A 19,831-nucleotide genomic window follows, 5' to 3' on the forward strand; every position below is an offset into this window, starting at 1 on the left:
AGCTCTGAACGGAACCGCCACCATGGCCCAAGCCCACTCGCCAGACGCCAACGTCTACTTCGTCCCGCACAGCAGCCGCTGGCCGTTCCTCGGCTCGATCGCGCTGTTCGTGACCATGATCGGCCTCGCCAGCTGGATGAACGACGCCGGCTGGGGCGGCCCGGTATTCCTGTTCGGCGCCGCGTTGATGATCGGCGTGCTGTTCGGCTGGTTCGGCGACGTGATCCGCGAGTCGATCGGCGGCCACTACAACAAGCAGGTCGACACCTCGTTCCGGATGGGCATGGTGTGGTTCATCTTCTCCGAGGTGATGTTCTTCGCGGCCTTCTTCGGCGCGCTGTTCTACGCCCGCCAGTTCGCGCTGCCGTGGCTGGGTGGCGAGGGCGACGGGATGATGACCCACAGCCTGCTGTGGGAGAGTTTCAGCAATGCCTGGCCGACCAGCGGCCCGGGCGCGGTCGGTGGCAGCTTCGAGACCATCCCCGCCTGGGGTCTGCCGTTGCTCAACACCCTGATCCTGCTGACCTCGGGCGTTACCGTCACCATTGCCCACCATGCGATCAAGGCCAACCACCGTGGCCAGCTGCTGCTGTTCCTGGGCCTGACCGTGCTGCTGGGCTGCGTGTTCCTGTTCTTCCAGGCCGAAGAGTACATCCACGCCTACAGGGATCTGAACCTGACCCTGGGTTCGGGCATCTACGGCTCGACCTTCTTCATGTTGACCGGCTTCCACGGCCTGCACGTCACCCTCGGCACGATCATGCTGGCGGTGATCTGGTTCCGTTGCCTGAAGGGTCATTTCAGCAAGGACGATCACTTCGCGTTCGAGGCAGTGGCCTGGTACTGGCACTTCGTCGATGTGGTCTGGCTGGGCCTGTTCCTGTTCGTGTACGTGCTGTAAGCGGTGAAGCCCGCCGCCAGCGCGGTCGCGGTCGGGAAAGACTGAGACCAGCCGCTGCGTAAATCGTAGCGATGAAAGGTAAAGGGTGAAGCGCCGACGCCTTCACCCTTTACCGTTTAAAGGCGGGCACGGCGGCCGGTTTCACAGCGTGCGACAGGCCGCTTCAGGGATTCCGCCCGACCCCGTGGAACTGGATCCAGCCCATGTAGTTGGCCAGCACGACCAGCAGGATCAGGGCGATGGACAGGGCGATGCGGCGGGTCAGTGCGTTGACGGTGCGCTTGCTTCCGCCCTTGTCGACGAGCATGTAGTAGAGGCCGGCACCGAGGTTCCAGAGAATGACGATCAGGAAGGCAATGACCAGCAGGGTCTTCAGTGAGTCGCTCATGGTGGCCTCCGGCCTGTGCCTGGACGGTACAGATAGGCGATTATCGCAGGCCGGGGCGTGGCCGTCGCGGGTGCTTGCGTGGTGAGCCGTCGACGCTCCCTGTGGACTGGCTGGACGCTGGCGCTGCTGGCGATCGTGCTGTTTGCCAACCTTGGCCTATGGCAGTCGCGACGGGCGGTGGAGAAGCAGGCCATGCTCGATGCCGCGAACGCGGTGCTGGAGCAGCGCAGTCCGCGTGCCTTGGCGATTGCGTCCGATCCGGCACGGGCACATGGGTATGACTGGGCGCAGGGGATGGGCGAATTCGTCGATACGCCAGCCCTGCTGCTCGACAACCAGCGACATGACGGGCGCGCCGGCGTGCGGGCCTACCGGCTGTTCGCCGACGACGATGGTGGCCTGCTGCTGGTCGACCTGGGCTGGTTGCCGTTGCCCGGCGACCGCCGGATGCCGGCGGTGCCGCGCGCGGACGGACGCATCGCGGTGCGCGGACTGTTGGCGCCACCGCCTTCGCCGGGGCTGGCGATTGGCCCGGCCATGGCAAGGACGGCGACCGTCGATGGTGAGGCCTGGCTGCTGACCCGGGTCGAGTTGGCTACGATCGCCGAATCTCTGGCACTGCAGGCGCCTCCGGCAGCCCGGGTGCTGCGGCTGGATCCGGCATTGCCACTGGGTCATGCGCGCGATCTGGAGTTGTTGCCCAACACGCTGCCGCCGGACAAGCATCGTGGCTATGCCGTGCAATGGTTCGCGCTGGCACTGGCGGTACTGGCCACCGCGCTGGTGCTGACGTTCCGGCGGTTCAAGTGAATCGACGGTACATGCCCGATCAACATGACCAGAAGGTCAAGACGATGAACGACAACACCTCGCTTGGTAGAACCACGTCCGATACCGCCCGCCGCAATCGCAATCGCGTCATGCTGGTCGCGATCGCCGCGCTGTTCCTCGGCAGCATGCTGGTGGCCGGCCTGCTGCGCTTCTCGGGCTGGCGTCCGCAGGGCATGCAGAATCATGGCGAGTTGTTGCAGCCGCCGATCGATACGCGCGATGTGGTTCCACGGATGCTGGACGGCAACGAATATCATTGGCGACCGGTCGAACGGACCTGGCGCATCCTCGCCGCGCCGCCGGCGCAGTGCGATGACGCATGCCGACAGATCGCGCGCGATGTCGAGGTGGTCTGGGAGCTGTTCGGCAAGGATGCGGACCGGGTCGACGTGCTGTGGCTGGGCGGATATCCGGATGGCGTGAAGCGTCCGGACAGCCTGGTCGAGATCGCGGCAGACGACGCCCTGCGTGGGCGCCTGCCACAGGCTGACGTGACGGCCGGCACCCCGGTCTACGTGCTGGACCCGAACGGCTTCGTGGTTCTGCGTTACGCTCCGGGCTTCGATCCGGCCGGTCTGCGCAAGGACGTGGCCAGGCTGCTCAAGCTCCGCTGAGCCGGCAAGGGCAGGATGCGGAAACCCTCATAACCAGAACACTGATGAATACTCCTTTCAAGGCCGCGGCCTTTTCCAAGCATCTGCACCGCATCGCCTGGCTGGCGGTGGCGCTGACGGCGTGCGTGATCGTGTTCGGCGCCTTCGTTCGCCTGTCCGATGCCGGCCTGAGCTGCCCCGACTGGCCGACCTGCTATGGCCGCGCGACCTGGCCAGGCGCGCACGTGGAGGCGGCAGACCATGCGGCGAGTGCGATCCGCCCGTTCGAATCCCACAAGGCCTGGCGCGAGCAGGTCCACCGCCACCTCGCCGCGATCCTCGGCCTGCTGGTGCTCGCGCTGACCCTGCTGGCGGTGCGCAAGCGCCGTCTCGGCATGACACAGGTGCTGGCCGCGTCCGGCCTGGTCGCGGCCGCGATCCCGCTCTACATGCACGGCGAGCACGTGACGGCTGCGCTGCTGGCGATCTCTGGCGAGGCGATCCTGTTGTTCGCTGCGCTGCGCTGGAGCAACAAGGATCTTTCGCGGGTAGCCGCGTTCACGCTCGCGGTGATCATTTTCCAGGCCTTGCTCGGGATGTGGACGGTCACCTGGCTGCTCAAGCCGATCGTGGTGATGGGGCATCTGCTTGGTGGCCTGCTCACGTTTTCGCTGCTGTTGTGGATGGCCTGGCGCGCGACCGGCGCACCGATCCGCCTGGCCGATGCGCCGCAGTTGCACCGTTGGGTGGTCGTGGCGCTGGTCCTGGTTGGCGTGCAGATCGCGCTGGGCGGCTGGGTCAGTGCCAACTATGCCGCGCTGGCCTGTGGCAATGATTTTCCAACCTGCGTCGGCCAGTGGTGGCCTGGCACCAACTTCCGCGAAGGCTTCGTGCTCTGGCGCGGGATCGGCGGCGACTATGAAGGCGGTATCCTCGACGGCGAGTCGCGCATCGCGATCCAGCTCGCGCACCGGATCATGGCCGTGGCCGTGTTCGCCTGGCTGCTCGCGTGCGCGCTGCGGCTGATGAGGTTGCCGGGCATGCGCGGCTGGGGCGTGTTCGTGCTGGTGGCGCTGCTGCTGCAGGTCGGCCTCGGCATCGCCAACGTCAAGCTTGGCCTGCCGCTTTCGGTGGCGGTATTGCACAACGCCGGCGCGGTGCTGCTGCTGTTCGTGCTGGTATCGCTGCTGGCGCGGCTGAAGGCACCGGAGCACTGACGGTGGGCGCAGCCGGCCAAGGCTTCGCCATTGTCGCGAAGCAGTACTGGGACCTGACCAAGCCGCGGGTGGTCGCGTTGATCGTGTTCACCGCGCTGGTCGGCATGTTCCTCGCCGTGCCCGGTTTGCCACCGCTGCGCGAATCGGTGCTCGGCTTCCTCGGCATCTGGCTGGCGGCGTCGAGCGCGGCGGCGATCAACCAGCTGCTCGACTCGCGCATCGACGCCAAGATGGCGCGCACCGCGTGGCGGCCGATCGTGGTCGGCCAGATCACCCCGGCCAGGGCGCTGGTATTCGCGCTGGCGCTGGCGGCATTGTCGATGGCGGTGCTGGTGCTGTGGGTCAACACGATCACCGCGGTGCTGACCTTCGCCTCGCTGATCGGCTACGCGATCGTCTACACCGTGTTCCTCAAGCGCGCGACGCCGCAGAACATCGTCATCGGCGGCATCGCCGGCGCGGCGCCGCCGCTGCTGGGCTGGGCCGCGGTGACCGGCATGCAGGGCGAGTGGGACTGGCCGCATGCCTTGCTGCTGGTGCTGATCATCTTCGTCTGGACGCCGCCGCACTTCTGGGCGCTGGCGATCTTCCGCCGCGAGGACTACGCGCGCGCGCTGGTGCCGATGCTGCCGGTGACGCATGGCGTCGAATACACCCGCTGGCAGATCCTGTTCTACACCGTGCTGCTGGTGGTGGTCAGCGTGCTGCCGGTGGTGTTCGGCATGAGCGGGCTGTTCTACCTCGGCGGCGCGTTGGTGCTCGGCCTGGTGTTCCTCGGGTACGCCTGGAGGCTGATGGACCCGCCGGACGAGCTCTACGCGATGAAGGTGTTCAACTACTCCATCGTCTACCTGATGGTGCTGTTCGCCTTCCTGCTGGTCGACCATTGGCTGTTGCCGTGGCTGCGGCCGGCAGCCGGGATCGGAATGCAGCCGGTGGGGTGACCGGGCTGCTCCAGTCGATGCCGGTCATGTGTGGTCAGGACTGGCGCCGCCCATCCCGGGTGCCGACGGTGAGGGCAAAGTAGCTGGCCACGGCCAATGCCAGGGGGGGCGAGGTAGTAGATCGCGCGATAGGCCAACAGCGCCGCGAGCAGTTCCGCCTGCGACAGGCGATCTCCCAGCAGGGTCAGGAAGATGACCTCCAGCGCACCCAGTCCGGCCGGAATATGCGTGATGGCGGCTGCGACGGCGCCGAGCAGGACCACCCCGAGCAGCGTCGGATAGTCGACCTGATAGCGCAGAAGCACGAACAGGATCGCGGCGATCGCCAGCCAGTTCGGCACCGACAGGGACAGCTGCAGCAGCGCCAGGCGCGGGGAAGGCAGCTCGAACGTATGTCCGCGCAGCTGCCATGTGCGATGGCGCCAGCGGACAGTGGCCAACAGGTAGGAAACCACCGTCGCCAGCATCGCAAGACCCACGACCAGCCCCACGGTGGCCGTCATTCCGCCTGGCAATGGCGCCAGCCCGGAGACGAGCAGGGTTCCGGCCAGAACACCATATCCCAGCCAATTTGTGGCAAACACGAACGTGACGATGCGGCTGATGGTGCCGAGCCGAAGGCCGGCATGTGAATACAGGCGCAGGCGCGCGCCGCCGCCGCCGAGCAGCCCGCCCCAGGTTGAAGCCGAGCGCGTAGCTGGTGAAGCCGACAAGCATCACTTTTGTTTTCGGCAGATCGTGCCCGGTGTAGCAACGTGCCGCCAGTTCGTAGCCGCAATACAGCAGGTAGCTGGTCGCTGCCAATGCACTGCACCAGACAAGTGCAGGCCCGCGATATGCCGACATGGCGTCTCCGACGGCCGGCCAGTCCACCGACAGCGCATAGCGGGCAAGGAGTGCGACAACCAGAGCCGTGAGCGCCAGCGTGATCCCGTGTACGAGGCGATGGCGCAAGCGGCGATTCATCATTGCTCGAGCGAATCTTCGGCCGGCGGTGCCAGTTGCACGACGCGGGGAGTATGCGCCGGCAACAAGCCGGCCCAGGCGGGAAAGCGGCGCAGCGCGTGGTACAGCAAGGGCGCCGGCACGTGCCACATCCGGCGCCTGGGGAGGCTGCGTGGATCGATCGCCTGGCAATGCTCGTCACGCAGGGTCTGAAGCCGCTCGCGCAGTTCGCTGTTGAAGGCCCGGTCCCGGATGAAGACATTGGCTTCCAGGTTCAGCGAAAGGCTGAGCGGGTCGAGGTTGCTGGAGCCGATCGTGGCCCACTCATCGTCGAACACCGCGACCTTGCCGTGGAACGGACGCGTGCAGTATTCGTGGATGAGCACGCCGTCGGCGATCAGGTGTCGGTACAGCGTGCGTGCCGCCAACATCGCAAACGGCATGTCGGGCTCGCCCTGGACGATCAGCGATACCCGGACCCCGCGCCGCGCGGCATGGCGCAGATCGCGCAACAGGCCGTAGCCCGGGAAGAAATAGGCGTTGGCGATGATGATCTCGCGCTGCGCCGCGCGTATGGCAGCGCGATAGCGGCGCTCGATGTCGTTCGAGTGCGAGCCGTTGTCGCGTACCAGGAAAAGCGCCTCCGCATCGCCGGGCCCGTCGGTGCCGACCTCGCCTGAGCGTGGATGCGACCAGTGCGAGCCATCGTTGCCCATGGCGGAGGCGACGAAGTCGTGGATATCGGCCACGATCGGTCCCTCCAGCTCCACCGCGTAATCCTGCTTGGAGCACGGTCCGAAATCACCGAGATGGTCGGCAGCGAAGTTGATGCCGCCGACGAACGCTCGTTTTCCGTCCACCACCAGCAACTTGCGGTGCAGGCGTCGGAAGATGTGCAGGCGCAGGCCGAGCAGCGGACGATGGGGATCGAAGACGCGGAAGGTCACCCCGGCTTCGGCCATGTCCTCGAGGAACTCGGGCGAGAAAGCGGGCGACCCGTAGCCGTCGACGGTGACTTCGACACGCACTCCCCGGCGCGCCGCGTTCACCAGCTCGCGTTTCAACTCCATTCCCACCTTGTCCTCGAAGAAGATGAAAGTCTCCAGCAGGACCTCATGGTCAGCCGCCGCGATCGTACTGAACGCACGTGCGAAGAATGCCTCGCCGTTCTCGAGCAAGGTGACGCGGTTGGCCGCGCGCCAGGGGCCGTCGCGGCTCATGACTGCCCTCCGGACGGTGGGGCAGGGACCTGCGCCTCGATGCGGGCGAACAGGGCTGCATGATCGGACAGGTGCGACCAGGGCCGCGACGACAGCACCGACATCTCGCGCGCATGCGCATTGCGCAGGTAGATGCGGTCGAGCGGCAGCAATGGGAATCGCGCAGGAAAGGTACGGGCAAGCCGTCCCTGGCCGGTGAGGAAGACTTCGTGCAGGCCGCACCTCGACAACAGGGCATGGCCGCGGCAAGTCCAATCGTTGAAGTCGCCCGCCACCACCAGCGGTGCGGAGGGCGGGATCTCCTCATCGACGATGTCGCACAGCAGGTTCAGTTGCCGGTGGCGGTGGCTCGCACGCAGCCCGAGATGCACGCACAACGTGTGTACCTCCGTGGAGGTGCCCGGTATCTCGAGCACGCAATGCAGCAGGCCGCGATTCTCGTGTCCGGCGATCGACACATCGCGGTTCCGCTGCCGCACGATCGGAAACTTGGAAAGCAGTGCGTTGCCATGATGTCCGGCCGGATACGCCGCGTTGCGGCCGTAGGCGAACTGTGGCCAGAGGCTGTCGGCGAGAAACTCGTAGTGAGGCGCCTCAGGCCACCGTGCCTGGCGCTGCGAGTGTCCGCTGTGCGCACCCAGGACTTCCTGGAGGAACACGAGGTCGGCGGAGACCTCGCGTATCGCATCGCGCAACTCGGGCAGCACGAACCGGCGTCGCGAGAAGCTGAAACCCATATGGATGTTGGCGGTGAGCAGATTGAGCGCGAGCATCCAAAGACCGTGTCGGCCATCCACGCGGCCACCATCGCATGGGGTCGGGTTCAAACAAGGTGATGGAGCGGTTCACATGGCCTTAGCGCCGGATACGGAGAGGCCTTCAGGCAGGGAGACATGTCCCGGAACGCCAGCCGGCGTTCCGGGAAAATCGGGGCGCTACTCCTGGATGAACCGATGTCAGGAGCAGGTTCACTCAGCTGCGCCGAGCAGGTGCTGCTGCCAGAACAGCATCGTCGCCGCGGTGAAGTAGTCGCTGTTGGTTTTCTTGCGGAAGCCGTGGCCTTCGTCGTTGAACAGCACGTACCAGACTGGTTGGCCGTTGCCGCGCACGGCCTCGACGATCTGCTCGGCCTCGGTCCACGGCACCCGCGGGTCGTTCTTGCCTTGCGCGACGAACAGTGGCGCGCTGATCTTCGCGGCGTTGTTGAGTGGCGAGATGCGGTCGAAGAACGCCGCCATCTCCGGGTCGCGCTCGTCGCCGTACTCGGCGCGGCGCAGGTCGCGGCGATAGTCCTCGGTGTTCTTGAGGAAGGTGCCGAAGTGGGAGATGCCGACGATGTCGACGCCGGCGCGGATCCGCTCGGGGTAGTTCGTCATCGTCGCCAGCACCATGTAGCCGCCGTAGCTGCCGCCGTAGACACCGACGCGGTCTAAGTCGAGGTCCGGCTGGGTGGCGATCCAGTCGAGCAGGGCGCCGATGTCGCGCACCGAGTCCTCGCGCTTTTCGGCGTTGTCGAGCGACAGGTACGTCTTGCCGTAGCCGGCCGAACCGCGCACGTTCGGCACCAGCAGCGCGATACCCAGCTCGTTGACCAGGAACTGGGCGAACGGGCTGAAGCCGGGTCGTGACTGCGCTTCCGGGCCGCCGTGGATCTGGATCACCACCGGCAGTTTCTTGCCGGCCGGGACGTTGGCGGGGCGGTAGTAGAACGCCGGGATCATCCGTCGGCTTTCACCCGCAGGGTCGCCGTCCACCTGATCGAAGGTCGGGTAGTGCACGAGAGTTGGTGCGACAAAGGTGTCGGCGTCGAGTCCGCCGACTTCGCTGCGGGTCCAGCGTTCCAGCTTGCGGCCGGCCAGGTCGATCACGTAGGCATCGCTGGGCGAGGTCGCGCTGTTGAGAGTCAGTGCCAGCCGCTTGCCGTCGGGCGAGAACGCGATGCCGCCGATCAGGCCGACCGGCAACTCCGGCAGCGCGACCGGACGATGTCGTGGCAGCGACAGCACATGCAGCTTGCCGATGCCGTCCTCGTTGGTGACGAAGGCGAGGTGGCGGCCGTCGTCGGCAAGGATGAAGTCGCTGACGTCCCACGGTATGGCGCGACTGAGGATCTCGACCTTGCCGCTGGCGGGATCGTGGTGGCGCAGGGTACGGAACTGCTCGGCCTGGCCGTCGACCGGCTCATCGGATACGTAGTAGACCGACCGGCCATCGGGTGCATAGGCGAAGCGGCCGAACGCGGCGGTGCCGCCATCGACCGGGAACAGGCGCAGCTCGCCGGTCTGCAGGTCGACCTCGCCTGGATACGATTCGGCGATCGAGACGTAGCGGCTGACCAGCAGGCGCTTGCCGTCCGGCGAGAAGTCCAGCGCCTGCCAGCGGCCACCTTCGGCGACCACCGTGCGCGACTCGCCGCTACGGGTGTCGCGGACCAGAATGTCGTAGTCGGTGCCGTTGCGGGCGGTGCTGCTGTACGCCATCAGGCCGCCGTCGCGGCTGACCACCACGCCGTTGTTCTGGGTGCGGCCGCCGTCGGTGAGCAAAGTAGTGGAACGGGTTTCGTCATCGAACCAGTACAACTGGGTGAACTCGTCGCCGCCGGTGTCCTTGGCAAACACGAACCCGCTGCGCCAGGCGGCGGCTGGTGAAGGCACCATGCCGGCGATCGGCTCCGGGTAGAAGGTCAGCTGCTCGCGCATGCCCATCGGTGCGCAGACGCGGTGCGCCTGCGCGGTCTCGGCGAAGCGGGTCGAGACCAGCAGGCAGTCGCCGCCGCTCCATCCGGCGACATTCGCGCCGCGGGTGTTCTGGTAGCGGTTGAGCTGCTCGATCAAGGCGGCGGGAATCGCCGGGATGTTCTCGCTGATGCGGTTGCCCTGTTCCTCCCTCGTCACCTCGGGGGCAGGGCGGGTTTGGGCGGAAGTGGCGGCCCAGGCCAGCGAAAGCACGGCCAGCAGGCAGGTACGACGCAGAGACATGATGTTCTCCCCTTGAGACGAACCCGAAGCTTAGCCGGGGATCACGGTTGGCGTGAGTCGAGGGGCGGGCTGGGATACAGTGGCGCGGAACTCCCGCACGGAGAGGATGCATGCGCGGCAGGCGCGAGTTCCTGAAACAGGTGACCTGGAGTGCGGCGGCGCCGATCGCGGCGACGCCCCTGCTCGGCGCAATGGCGGGCCCCTCGACGGCATGGCCACCGTATGCCGATACGATGGCGATCGATGGCGCTTCCGGATTGCAGATCGTCTACATGGAGGAGGGCGATCCGGCGATCGAAGCCGAACTGCAGGCCGGCAGGGCCTCGGGCCTGACCGCCACCCTGTTGACGGTGGCGCCTTCCGGCCGGTTCTGGTTGAACGATGCGGCTTTTGAGGCGACCCGGGCCAACATCCGCAAGTGGCAGGGCATCATCGACCGGTATCCCGATCATCTGTCGCTGGTGCGAAGGCATGACGACCTTGTCCAGGCCCGGGCCTCGCGTCGCCTGGGCGTGATCTTCGGATTCCAGGGCACCGAGCCGCTTGGTGAGGACGTCGACCGCATTCCCCTGTTCCGTGACATGGGCGTACGTGTGATCCAGTTGACCCACAACCGACGCAACCTGGTCGGCGACGGCTGCATGGAGCCTGGCAACGCGGGACTGAGCAACTATGGGCGGCAGGTCGTGGAGCGGCTCAATGCCGAGCGCATTGTGGTCGATCTCGCGCACGGTTCGCAGCGCACCATGCGGGAAGGCATCGAAGCGTCGCAGGCGCCAGTGCTGATCAGTCACACGGGCTGTCGTGCGCTGGCGGACCTGCCGCGCAACACCGGGGACGAGGAACTGCGCGCCATGGCCGAGCGCGGTGGCGTGGCCGGCATCATCTTCTGGCCTTACCTGCGTACCGACACCCAGCCGATGGCGATCGACGTGGTCCACCACATCGAACACGCGGTCAATGTATGTGGGGAAGAACACGTGGGCATCGGCACCGACATTCCGATCGCGGCGGTGGAGCGCACGGAAGAGTTCGAACGCAACAATCGCGAGTTCATGCGAGGCATGAAGGAGCAGGGCATCTTCGCCCGACACCGGCCGGACGATCTTTACACCTTCATCCCCGATCTCAACACCGCCGATCGTTTCGACACGCTCGCGATGCTGTTGTCGCGACGCGGACATTCCGATCGCAGGATTGCCGGGATCCTCGGCGGCAATTTCGCCCGGGTCATGCGGGACGTGTGGGGCTAGCGGACGACCGTCAAGCGAACACGTAGCCCGGGTAAGCGGAGCGCACCCGGGGTTTGGCGGTGCCCCGGGTGCGCTCCGCTTACCCGGGCTACACAATGGGTTGGCGCGCAGTCTCGCAGGCGTGCGATTCTCGCTGGTGGACACGAAATGCCCGCCTGCAGTTATCGGCGCAGACTCGCCAGCGTTTCGCCGAGCTCGGTTCTCTCCTGCGCGGTCAGCGCGGCATGGCCGCCTTCGCGCAGGCGCTGTTGAAGCTCCTCGACACGCTGCAGCAGGGTCTGGTGTTCAAGGCGGGCGATGGCTTCGTGAAACTCGGTGCGCCAGGCGGCTTCCTCGCCGGGCAGTGACTGTGCGGCGAGTTTCTGCAACGCGGCCTGCTCTTCGCGGCCCGCAAAATGCTCGATCAGGCTGCCGATGCCGATCCCGGGGCGCTCGTAGACGAGTTGCAGCAGCTCGCAAAGCAGGTCGACGCCGGGCTGACGCAGCTGGGCGAAGCGGTAGGGCGGCAGCAGTTCCAGGCCGAGCGCGGGCGACTGCAGCAGCAGGGCGATCACGCCGCGGACCAGGCTGCGCTTGGCCGGATGTTGGCCGCCGCGGGTGTGGGCGCGCTGGGTGGGCACGTGCGTATCGGGCGCGCTGGCACGGGCGCCGACGCCGGTCAGCTCGGTCAGGCGCTGGCGCATCAGGTCGGCGAAGGCGCCGTCGGGAATCTGCGCCAGCAGCGGCTTGGCGCGCTCGGCCAGCCGGCCCTTGCCTTCCAGCGTGCCAAGGTTGACGTCGACAGCGAGCGAGTCGAACAGGAACTGCGACAGCGGTGTCGCCTCCTTCAGCCGTGCGTTGAAGCCGTCGGCGCCTTCCTGGCGGACCAGTGAATCCGGATCCTCGCCGTCGGGCAGGAACAGGAAGAAGGCCTGGCGGCCGTCCTTCATCCGCGGCAGCACCGATTCGACCGCCTTCCACGCCGCGGCGCGTCCGGCGCGGTCGCCGTCGAAGCAGAAGTACACGTCGGGCGCGTTGCGGAACAGCAGTTCTGCGTGGTCGGGCGTGGTCGCGGTGCCGAGGGTCGCCACCGCGGTGTCGACGCCGTGCTGGAACAGCGCGACCACGTCCATGTAGCCCTCGACCACGACGATGTGCGGAATCTTGTTGTGTGCCTGCCGCACCTGCCACAGGCCGTAGAGTTCGCGACCCTTGTGGAACAGCGGGGTTTCGGGCGAGTTGAGGTACTTCGGCCCGTCGTCGGCGCCCATCACCCGGCCGCCGAAGGCGATCGTGCGGCCGCGGCGGTCGAGGATCGGGAACATCACCCGGTCGCGGAACTTGTCGTAGACCCGGCCGCTGTCGTTGCGCGACATCATGCCGCCGCGTTCGAGCAGCTTGAGCCGGCGCTCGTCGCTGCCGAGCGCATCGCGCAGGGCATTGAAGCCGGCCGGTGCGTAGCCGATGCCGAAGCGTTCGCGGGTGCCGGCATCGACCCCACGGCCGTCGAGGTAGGCCTGCGCCTGCGGGCTCGTTTCGAGCTGCTTGCGGAAGAAGCGCGCCGAGGCGTCGAGGATGTCGTAGGTGGCCTGGGTGTCCGGGTTGATGTTGTGTTGCCGGGTCTCGCGCGGCACTTCCATGCCCGCGGCGCGGGCCAGCTCCTCGACCGCGTCGAGGAATTCGAGCCGGTCGTACTCCATCAGGAACTTGAGCGCGGTGCCGTGCGCGCCGCAGCCGAAGCAGTGATAGAACTGCTTGTTCGGCGAGACGGTGAAGCTGGGCGAGCGCTCGTCGTGGAACGGGCAGCGCGCGGAGTACTCCTTGCCCTGGCGCTTGAGCGGCACGCGCGCGTTGATCACCTCGACAATGTCGGTGCGCGCGAGCAGGTCGTCGATGAATGCGTCGGGGATGCGGGCCATGCGTCCTGTCCGCTACGGACAGCGGGAGTGGAGTAGCGGTCCGCTAGGATGCCATGCGCAGCGCCACACGGGGTCTGGTGCGGGCTCTTCGACCCGGCCTTTCAGCGTGGAGATCCCGGTCCGGCCCGGCGTTCATCCGCCTGAGCGGAGACCGCCATCGCAGGCGCGCCGCCAAGTCTGGCCAGGGCCTTAGCCAGACGCCTTGCGCGGGCCGCCTCATCCAGCATCGCGGTGATCAGTGCCCCGGCCAGGAACACCACCGCACAGTAGTAAAGCCATACCAGCATCACTACCAGGCCACCGGCAGGTCCGTACGCGCTGCCCAGGCTGGCCTGGCCCAGGTACAGGCCGATCGCCCAGCGGCCCAGCATGAACATCGCCGCGGTCAGTGCGCCACCCAGCAGCGAGCGCCTGCGCGATACCGGCCGGTCCGGCAGCCATCGGTACATCAACGCGAACACGAGGCTGTACAGCAGGAACGAGACGGTGGCGGCGAACACCGGCAACAGCTCGGGCAGCCACGCCATCAGCAGCGAGAGCGCGGCCTGTACCGCCATCGACACCACCAGCAGGAACCCCACCCCCAGCACCATGCCGAACGACAGCAGCCGCTTGCGCAGCCATGCGAACCTGCCGCCCAGCCGACTTGCATCGGAATGGAACACCCGGTTGAGCGCCACCTGCAACTGCCCGAACACCACCGATGCCCCTGCCAGCAGGGCCCCGGTGCCAAGCAACGCGGCCATCGACCCGGTGCCCGGGTCGCGCTCGGCGTTGGCGATGATCAGGCGGGCAGTCGATTCCACCTGCGGGCCGGCGAGCAGCCCGATCTGGCGGAAGAATTCGCCCTGGGCTGTCGGGTACAGGGTCGTGGTCAGCCACAGCAGCAGCATCACCAGCGGCGCCAGCGACAGCAGGGTGTAGAAGGACAGCGCAGCGGACAGCGCGAGAATCTCGTACTCGAAGAAGCGCCGGATGAACCGGGCGGGGGCGCTGTCGGAGACATATTGCTGGACGGCATTCCAGCGGCTCCGCAGGTCGGGACGGGCACCCGTGGATGCCGGGGTGTTCGGCTGGATGGGGGATCGGGTTGGAGGTTGGCGTTCGCTCAAGCCGGGCTCTTCATCGACCGGGACTGCCTGCAGTATCGCGTTGCAGGGGTGATCGCCACGAAAAACGCCGCCCGGGGGCGGCGTTCGATCTGATCGAGTGGCGGTCAGCCCGCCAGCCGCTGTTTGACCAGCTTCGAGACCAGACCCATGTCGGCCTGGCCGGCCAGTTGCGGCTTCAGCGCGCCCATCAGCTTGCCGATGTCGGCCGGGCCTGTCGCGCCGGTCTGTGCGATGGCGGTGTCGATCGCGGCCAGGATCTCGGCCTCGCCCAGCTTGGCTGGCAGGTAGCGCTCGATCACCCCGATCTCGGCCTGCTCGATATCGGCCAGGTCGTCGCGGCCGGCGGCCTGGTACTGCTGGACCGAGTCCTTGCGCTGCTTGACCATCTTGTCGAGCACGGCGATCACCGCGGTGTCGTCGAGTTCGATGCGCTCGTCGACCTCCTTCTGCTTGATCGCGGCGTTGACCAGCCGGATCACGCCGAGGCTGTGCTTGTCGCCGGCCTTCATGGCCGTCTTCATGTCATCGGTCAGTCGTTGCTTGAGGGTCATGTGCGGACTCCTGGAACGTCATTCAGGAACACAAAAAGCCGGCGGCGCAGAGGCGCGGCCGGCTTGTTGCTGCGAGCGGCTTGCTGAATGCCTTCCTGAGAAAAGTCCGGCCATGGATGGCCGGGCTCTTGCGCAGGACGTGCGATCAGTAAAACGGATCAGTACAACCGCTGACGCTTGGTCACATCGCGCGAAGCGCGACGGGCCTGACGCTTCACCGCCGCGGCAGCCTTGCGCTTGCGCTCCTGGGTCGGCTTCTCGTAGTACTCGCGCTTGCGGGTCTCGGCGAGGACGCCGGCCTTCTCGCAGGTGCGCTTGAAGCGGCGCAGGGCAAACTCGAAAGGCTCGTTTTCGCGGACTTTGACGCTGGGCATGTGTTATCTCTATTCGGGTTCCGGCCCGGCTGGAGCCGGGAGAGCCGCGTATGATAGCGGCCCCCTGTGGGGCGATGCAAGCGGCCGCCTGAACTGGCGCCCGGGCTGGTGAAATCCGGCCGCCGCCCCGACATCATGGACTCCTCTTTCCGCCGCTCCGCCCAGGTCCGCCCGATGAAAGTCCTCGGTATCGAAACCAGTTGCGACGAAACCGGTGTGGCGGTCTACGACACCGACGCTGGGCTGCGCGCGCACGCGCTGTACAGCCAGATCGCCCTGCACGCCGAGTACGGCGGGGTGGTGCCCGAGCTGGCCAGCCGCGACCACGTCCGCAAGCTGCTGCCACTGATCCGCCAGACCCTGGCCGAGGCCGGGCTGGCGACCGGCGATCTGGACGGCGTCGCCTACACCGCCGGTCCGGGCCTGGTCGGGGCGCTGCTGGTCGGGGCCGGGGTGGCACGGGCGCTGGCCTGGGCGCTGGAGGTGCCGGCGATCGGCGTCCATCACATGGAGGGCCATCTGCTGGCGCCATTGCTGGAGAATGACCCGCAAGGACGGCCCGAGCCGCCGTTCGTGGCCCTGCTGGTGTCTGGCGGACATACCCAACTGGTCCACGTGGAGGCGATCGGCCGCTACCGCCTGCTCGGCGAGACCCTCGACGACGCCGCTGGCGAGGCCTTCGACAAGACCGCCAAGCTGATGGGCCTGCCGTACCCGGGCGGGCCGCAGCTGGCCGCCTTGGCGGAGCGGTCCGACAAGCTGCCGGGACACCCGGGCGCGTTCAGGTTCTCGCGACCGATGACCGACCGGCCCGGGCTCGATTTCAGCTTCAGCGGACTGAAGACCCAGGTGCTGCTGGCCTGGCGGAACAGCGACCAGAGCGACGAAACCCGCGCCGACATCGCCCGCGGCTTCGAGGACGCGGTGGTCGAGACGCTGGCGATCAAGTGCGGCCGCGCGCTCGATGCAGCCGGCTGCGGCACCTTGGTCGTTGCCGGTGGCGTCGGCGCCAACAAGCGCCTGCGCGTGCGGCTGGAAGAGATGGCGCGCGAGCGCGGCGGCCGGGTCAGCTTCCCGCGGCCGGAGTTCTGCACCGACAACGGCGCGATGATCGCCTTCGCCGGTGCCCTGCGCCTGCAGGCCGGGCAGCATGACGATGCATCGGTGCGGGTCGCGCCACGCTGGGACATGGCTGCTTTGCAGCCAGTGCAGAGTGCGGAGGCGTGAGAAAAGAGTGAAAGCGGACTAGCATGCCTGGCTGTTACTCGTTCCTCACTCCTCTCCACTCTCACTCGCCCCCCATGGATCACGTTTTCATCGAAGGCCTCGAGATCGACGCCCTGATCGGCATCTACGATTGGGAGCGGCGGGTGCGGCAGGCGCTGGTGTTCGACATCGAGATGGCGTTCGACAACCGCGTGCCCGCGGCCAGCGACGACATCGCCGACACACTCAACTACAAAGCGGTCAGCAAGCGCGTGATCGAGTACGTGCGGCAATCCGACTTCGGTCTGGTCGAGACATTGGCCGAGCGGGTCGCAGCGATCATCCTCGATGAGTTCGGCGTGCACAGGCTGCGGCTCAAGCTCAGCAAGCCCGGCGCGGTGCGCGGCGCGCGCGCGGTCGGGGTGGTGATCGAGCGCGAGCGCCAGCCGCTCAACGGGGCCTGAGCCCCAACCCTGCATGCCTGCCCCGTTGTTCGTCGTCCAGAATTCCATCATCCAGAACATGTCCGTTACCGAATCTCCGTCTCCGCCTGCCAGCCCCGTCGCCGAGTCGCTGCAGAAGATGCTCGATCCGGTGCTCGATCCGCTGGTCGAAGCCGGTTCCAGCGGCGACTGGACCCATACGCTGATGTTCGTCGGCATCCTGCTGGGCATCGCCCTGGTCGTCGACTTGCTGACCCAGCGCATCCTGCGGCCGCTGGTGGTCAGGGCGGTCAAGGCCACGCCGACCCAGATCGATGACCTGATCCTTGCGCGCGGCGTGCTCAAACGGCTCGCGCATGTGGTGCCGGCGCTGGTGATCTATTACGGCATCGCGCTCGTTCCCAACATCCACAGCGCGCTGGTGGTGTGGGTCGGCAAGGCGGCGCAGGTCTACATCGTGCTCAACATCGCGATGGCGATCAGCGCCTTCCTGTCCGCGCTCAACGACCTCTACGAGCGCCGTCCGCGTGCGCACAGCCGGCCGATCAAGGGCTATGTCCAGCTGGTCAAGATCGTCGTCTACACGGTGGCGCTGGTGATCATCGTCTCGGTGCTGATCAGCCGTTCGCCGTTGACGATGCTGGCCGGCCTGGGTGCGATGGGCGCGGTGCTGATGCTGGTGTTCAAGGACACCATCCTGTCGCTCGTGGCCAGCGTGCAGATCGCGTCCAACGACATGGTCCGGGTCGGCGACTGGATCGAGATGCCCTCGCAGGGGGTGGACGGCGACGTGGTCGATGTCGCCCTGCACACGGTCAAGGTGCAGAACTTCGACAAGACCATCGTCACCGTGCCGACCCACCGATTGATTGAGGACAGCGTCAAGAACTGGCGTGGCATGAGCGAGTCGGGCGGGCGCCGGATCAAGCGCGCGCTGCACCTCGACCAGGCTGCGGTGCGTTTCCTCGATGACGACCAGTACCGGCGACTGCAGCGCTTCGTGCTGCTGGAGCGCCACTTCAAGCGCAAGCGGGAAGAGCTGGGCGAGTGGAACGCGGAAATGACCGAACGCCATGCCGATCCGGTCAACACCCGCCGGCTGACCAACCTCGGTTGTTTCCGCGCCTATGTCACCGCCTACCTGGAGTCGCACCCGAAGATCGATCACGGCAAGACCCTGATGGTGCGACAGTTGGCGCCGGGGCCGACCGGACTGCCGCTGGAGATCTATTGCTTCGCCGCGACCACCGAGTGGGGCGCCTACGAGGGCATCCAGGCCGACATCTTCGACCACCTGCTGGCGATCCTGCCCGAGTTCGGCCTGCGCCTGTTCCAGCAGCCGGGTGGAGCCGACCTGATGGCCGGGCTGTCGGCGCTGCGTGGCGACGTGCCGGCCGGGCAGCCCGAAACATGAGCCGTGCCTGCCTGAGCCTGGGCAGCAATCTCGACGCCGAGACCAACCTGCGCAGCGGTATCGAGGCGTTGCGCGAACGCTTCGGCGAGATCCTGTTGTCGTCGGCGTACCGCACCCGCGCGGTCGGCTTCGATGGACACGACTTCCTCAATGCGGCCGCAGCGATCGAGACCGACATGGATCCACATGCGCTCAATGCCTGGCTGCATGCGCTGGAGGACGCGCACGGTCGCGACCGCAGCGGTCCGCGCTACGGCGACCGCAGCCTCGACATCGATATCGTGCTGTTCGACGACCGCATCCTCGACGGGCCCGGTCACCTGCGGATTCCCAGGCCCGAACTCAGGCATGCCTTCGTATTGCGGCCGTTGGCCGAGATCGTGCCTGACATGGTGGTGCCCGGCGATGGCCGCAGCCTGGCCGAGCTGTGGAATGCGCATCCGGACCGGCATCTGCCGATGGACGTCGTCCCGCTTTGAGAGCCCGTTCGCATGATGCGACTGCGGTCGCGCAAGCGACATCGACTCCGGGCATAATCCGCCCCTGATCCCGGGGAGGCGGACGACCATGTTCGAGAAGTTCTCGCGCAGTTGGCAGCTGGTGAAGGCCAGCGCATCGGTGTTGCGCTCCGACAAGGAACTGATGCTGTTTCCGCTGGTTTCCGGCGCCGCGACGCTGCTGGTGCTGGCGACCTTTGCGATACCGACCTTCGCGCTGCGCGTATTCGAGGACGGCTTCGGCGTGATCGGCGCGTTCTGGGCGTTCCTGTTCTACTTCTGCCAGTACACGGTGATCATCTTTTTCAATTGCGCCCTGGTCGGTGCCGCGCTGATCCGGCTCGAAGGCGGCGATCCAACTCTGGCCGATGGTCTCAACGCGGCGAAGTCGAGGCTCGGTGCGATCCTCGGCTATGCGGCCATCGCCGCCACTGTCGGCGTGCTGCTCAAGGCGCTGAAGAACCGCGACAACAATTTCATCGTGCGCCTGATCGGCAGCGGCCTGGGCGCGATGTGGACGCTGGCGACCTTCCTGGTGGTGCCGGTGCTGGTCAGCACCGACGTCGGCCCGGTCGATGCGCTCAAGAGCAGTGTCAACCTGCTCAGGCGGACCTGGGGCGAGAACGCGATCGGCCAGGTCGGCATCGGCATGGCATTCGGGCTGATCATTTTCGGCGTGATCCTGGTCGGCCTCCTGTGCGCCTTCCTGGCCGCGCAGGTGTCGACGGGGCTGATGGTCGCGGTGGTGGTGCTGTTCGCGCTCGCGGTTCTGACGCTGGGTATCTTCCAGGCCGCGCTGAGCGGGGTGTATTCGGCGGCGCTGTACCAGTACGTCACCCGTGGCGAAACGCCGGCAGGCTTCGAGAACATCCATCTCGAGCAGGCCTTCGCCGCGAAGTAACCCGCAACAGCGATTGCTGGACCCCAGCCCCTGAGCCAGGGGGCGATTCGCGTCGCAGGCGCGAATGGGGGTGTGGCGGTGCAGGGCGAGGCCCAGATGTTTGGTTCTTCGCCCAATTGAGGGAAAAGCGCCGGATCTGTTGGATGACCGGGGCGCCGGGAGCGA

Annotated in this window: 20 protein-coding genes; 11 read left to right on the forward strand and 9 right to left on the reverse strand. The window is 66.8% G+C overall.

The features are described from left to right. Positions 1-22: 22 nt before the first annotated feature. On the forward strand, positions 23-901 hold the full coding sequence (locus FKV23_RS01120) for a cytochrome c oxidase subunit 3 (protein ID WP_141622202.1): 879 nt from the start codon (positions 23-25) through the stop codon (positions 899-901). Positions 902-1,064: 163 nt separating this feature from the next. Here FKV23_RS01120 and FKV23_RS01125 read toward each other — a convergent pair whose 3' ends face one another. Continuing rightward, complete coding sequence (locus FKV23_RS01125) at positions 1,065-1,289, reverse strand: twin transmembrane helix small protein (protein ID WP_141622203.1); 225 nt, start codon at positions 1,287-1,289, stop codon at positions 1,065-1,067. Positions 1,290-1,370: 81 nt separating this feature from the next. Between FKV23_RS01125 and FKV23_RS01130 the strand changes: the two genes are divergently transcribed. The 4 genes from FKV23_RS01130 (at position 1,371) to cyoE (ending at position 4,874) form a co-directional block, all read left to right on the forward strand. After that, positions 1,371-2,099, forward strand: coding sequence for an SURF1 family protein (locus tag FKV23_RS01130; protein WP_141622204.1), 729 nt, complete (start codon positions 1,371-1,373; stop codon positions 2,097-2,099). A 110-nt stretch (positions 2,100-2,209) separates the two neighbouring features. Next, positions 2,210-2,734 (forward strand): hypothetical protein, encoded by a 525-nt coding sequence (locus FKV23_RS01135; RefSeq protein ID WP_141624970.1) that lies wholly within the window; start codon positions 2,210-2,212, stop codon positions 2,732-2,734. A gap of 44 nt (positions 2,735-2,778) precedes the next feature. Then, a complete protein-coding gene (locus FKV23_RS01140) occupies positions 2,779-3,930 on the forward strand; it encodes a COX15/CtaA family protein (protein WP_141622205.1) in 1,152 nt (383 codons plus the stop codon). A gap of 2 nt (positions 3,931-3,932) precedes the next feature. Further along, positions 3,933-4,874 (forward strand): heme o synthase, encoded by a 942-nt coding sequence (gene cyoE, locus FKV23_RS01145; RefSeq protein ID WP_244244057.1) that lies wholly within the window; start codon positions 3,933-3,935, stop codon positions 4,872-4,874. Here the strand turns inward: cyoE and FKV23_RS01150 are convergent. The 4 genes from FKV23_RS01150 to FKV23_RS01165 all read right to left on the reverse strand — a co-directional run bounded on the left by FKV23_RS01150 (position 4,778) and on the right by FKV23_RS01165 (position 10,017). Further along, positions 4,778-5,587, reverse strand: a complete 810-nt coding sequence (locus FKV23_RS01150) for a putative bifunctional lysylphosphatidylglycerol flippase/synthetase (protein WP_141622206.1) — start codon at positions 5,585-5,587, stop codon at positions 4,778-4,780. The genes cyoE and FKV23_RS01150 overlap by 97 nt on opposite strands. A 252-nt stretch (positions 5,588-5,839) precedes the next feature. Beyond that, positions 5,840-7,039, reverse strand: a complete 1,200-nt coding sequence (clsB, locus tag FKV23_RS01155) for a cardiolipin synthase ClsB (protein ID WP_141622207.1) — start codon at positions 7,037-7,039, stop codon at positions 5,840-5,842. Further along, positions 7,036-7,812: an endonuclease/exonuclease/phosphatase family protein gene (locus FKV23_RS01160; RefSeq protein WP_141622208.1), complete on the reverse strand. Its 777-nt coding sequence runs from the start codon at positions 7,810-7,812 to the stop codon at positions 7,036-7,038. The genes clsB and FKV23_RS01160 overlap by 4 nt, the downstream gene beginning before the upstream one ends. A gap of 195 nt (positions 7,813-8,007) precedes the next feature. Then, positions 8,008-10,017 (reverse strand): S9 family peptidase, encoded by a 2,010-nt coding sequence (locus FKV23_RS01165; RefSeq protein ID WP_141622209.1) that lies wholly within the window; start codon positions 10,015-10,017, stop codon positions 8,008-8,010. A gap of 110 nt (positions 10,018-10,127) precedes the next feature. Here FKV23_RS01165 and FKV23_RS01170 point away from each other — a divergent pair, with 110 nt between their 5' ends. After that, positions 10,128-11,270 carry a dipeptidase gene (locus FKV23_RS01170; protein WP_141622210.1) on the forward strand — a complete coding sequence of 381 codons (1,143 nt, stop codon included), beginning with the start codon at positions 10,128-10,130 and terminating at the stop codon, positions 11,268-11,270. Between the two features lie 161 nt (positions 11,271-11,431). Here FKV23_RS01170 and dnaG read toward each other — a convergent pair whose 3' ends face one another. The 4 genes from dnaG to rpsU form a co-directional block, all read right to left on the reverse strand. After that, positions 11,432-13,168, reverse strand: coding sequence for a DNA primase (dnaG, locus tag FKV23_RS01175; protein WP_141622211.1), 1,737 nt, complete (start codon positions 13,166-13,168; stop codon positions 11,432-11,434). Between the two features lie 101 nt (positions 13,169-13,269). Then, positions 13,270-14,205 carry a YihY/virulence factor BrkB family protein gene (locus tag FKV23_RS01180; RefSeq protein WP_141624972.1) on the reverse strand — a complete coding sequence of 312 codons (936 nt, stop codon included), beginning with the start codon at positions 14,203-14,205 and terminating at the stop codon, positions 13,270-13,272. Between the two features lie 179 nt (positions 14,206-14,384). Then, positions 14,385-14,831 carry a GatB/YqeY domain-containing protein gene (locus tag FKV23_RS01185; RefSeq protein WP_141622212.1) on the reverse strand — a complete coding sequence of 149 codons (447 nt, stop codon included), beginning with the start codon at positions 14,829-14,831 and terminating at the stop codon, positions 14,385-14,387. 158 nt (positions 14,832-14,989) lie between these two features. Further along, entirely contained in the window at positions 14,990-15,205 is a 216-nt protein-coding gene (gene rpsU / locus FKV23_RS01190; RefSeq protein ID WP_111267721.1) for a 30S ribosomal protein S21, read from the reverse strand. A gap of 174 nt (positions 15,206-15,379) precedes the next feature. Here rpsU and tsaD point away from each other — a divergent pair, with 174 nt between their 5' ends. The 5 genes from tsaD to FKV23_RS01215 all read left to right on the forward strand — a co-directional run bounded on the left by tsaD (position 15,380) and on the right by FKV23_RS01215 (position 19,666). Further along, positions 15,380-16,432 carry a tRNA (adenosine(37)-N6)-threonylcarbamoyltransferase complex transferase subunit TsaD gene (gene tsaD, locus FKV23_RS01195; RefSeq protein WP_141624973.1) on the forward strand — a complete coding sequence of 351 codons (1,053 nt, stop codon included), beginning with the start codon at positions 15,380-15,382 and terminating at the stop codon, positions 16,430-16,432. A gap of 74 nt (positions 16,433-16,506) precedes the next feature. Next, on the forward strand, positions 16,507-16,875 hold the full coding sequence (gene folB / locus FKV23_RS01200; RefSeq protein ID WP_141622213.1) for a dihydroneopterin aldolase: 369 nt from the start codon (positions 16,507-16,509) through the stop codon (positions 16,873-16,875). A gap of 13 nt (positions 16,876-16,888) precedes the next feature. Beyond that, entirely contained in the window at positions 16,889-18,268 is a 1,380-nt protein-coding gene (locus FKV23_RS01205; RefSeq protein ID WP_244244059.1) for a mechanosensitive ion channel family protein, read from the forward strand. Next, positions 18,265-18,747, forward strand: a complete 483-nt coding sequence (gene folK / locus FKV23_RS01210) for a 2-amino-4-hydroxy-6-hydroxymethyldihydropteridine diphosphokinase (protein WP_141622214.1) — start codon at positions 18,265-18,267, stop codon at positions 18,745-18,747. Before FKV23_RS01205 ends, folK begins: the two co-directional genes overlap by 4 nt. An 88-nt stretch (positions 18,748-18,835) precedes the next feature. After that, positions 18,836-19,666 carry a DUF6159 family protein gene (locus FKV23_RS01215; protein ID WP_141622215.1) on the forward strand — a complete coding sequence of 277 codons (831 nt, stop codon included), beginning with the start codon at positions 18,836-18,838 and terminating at the stop codon, positions 19,664-19,666. The last annotated feature ends 165 nt before the right edge of the window (positions 19,667-19,831 follow it).

Source organism: Lysobacter alkalisoli (assembly GCF_006547045.1).
Lineage (GTDB): Bacteria > Pseudomonadota > Gammaproteobacteria > Xanthomonadales > Xanthomonadaceae > Marilutibacter > Marilutibacter alkalisoli.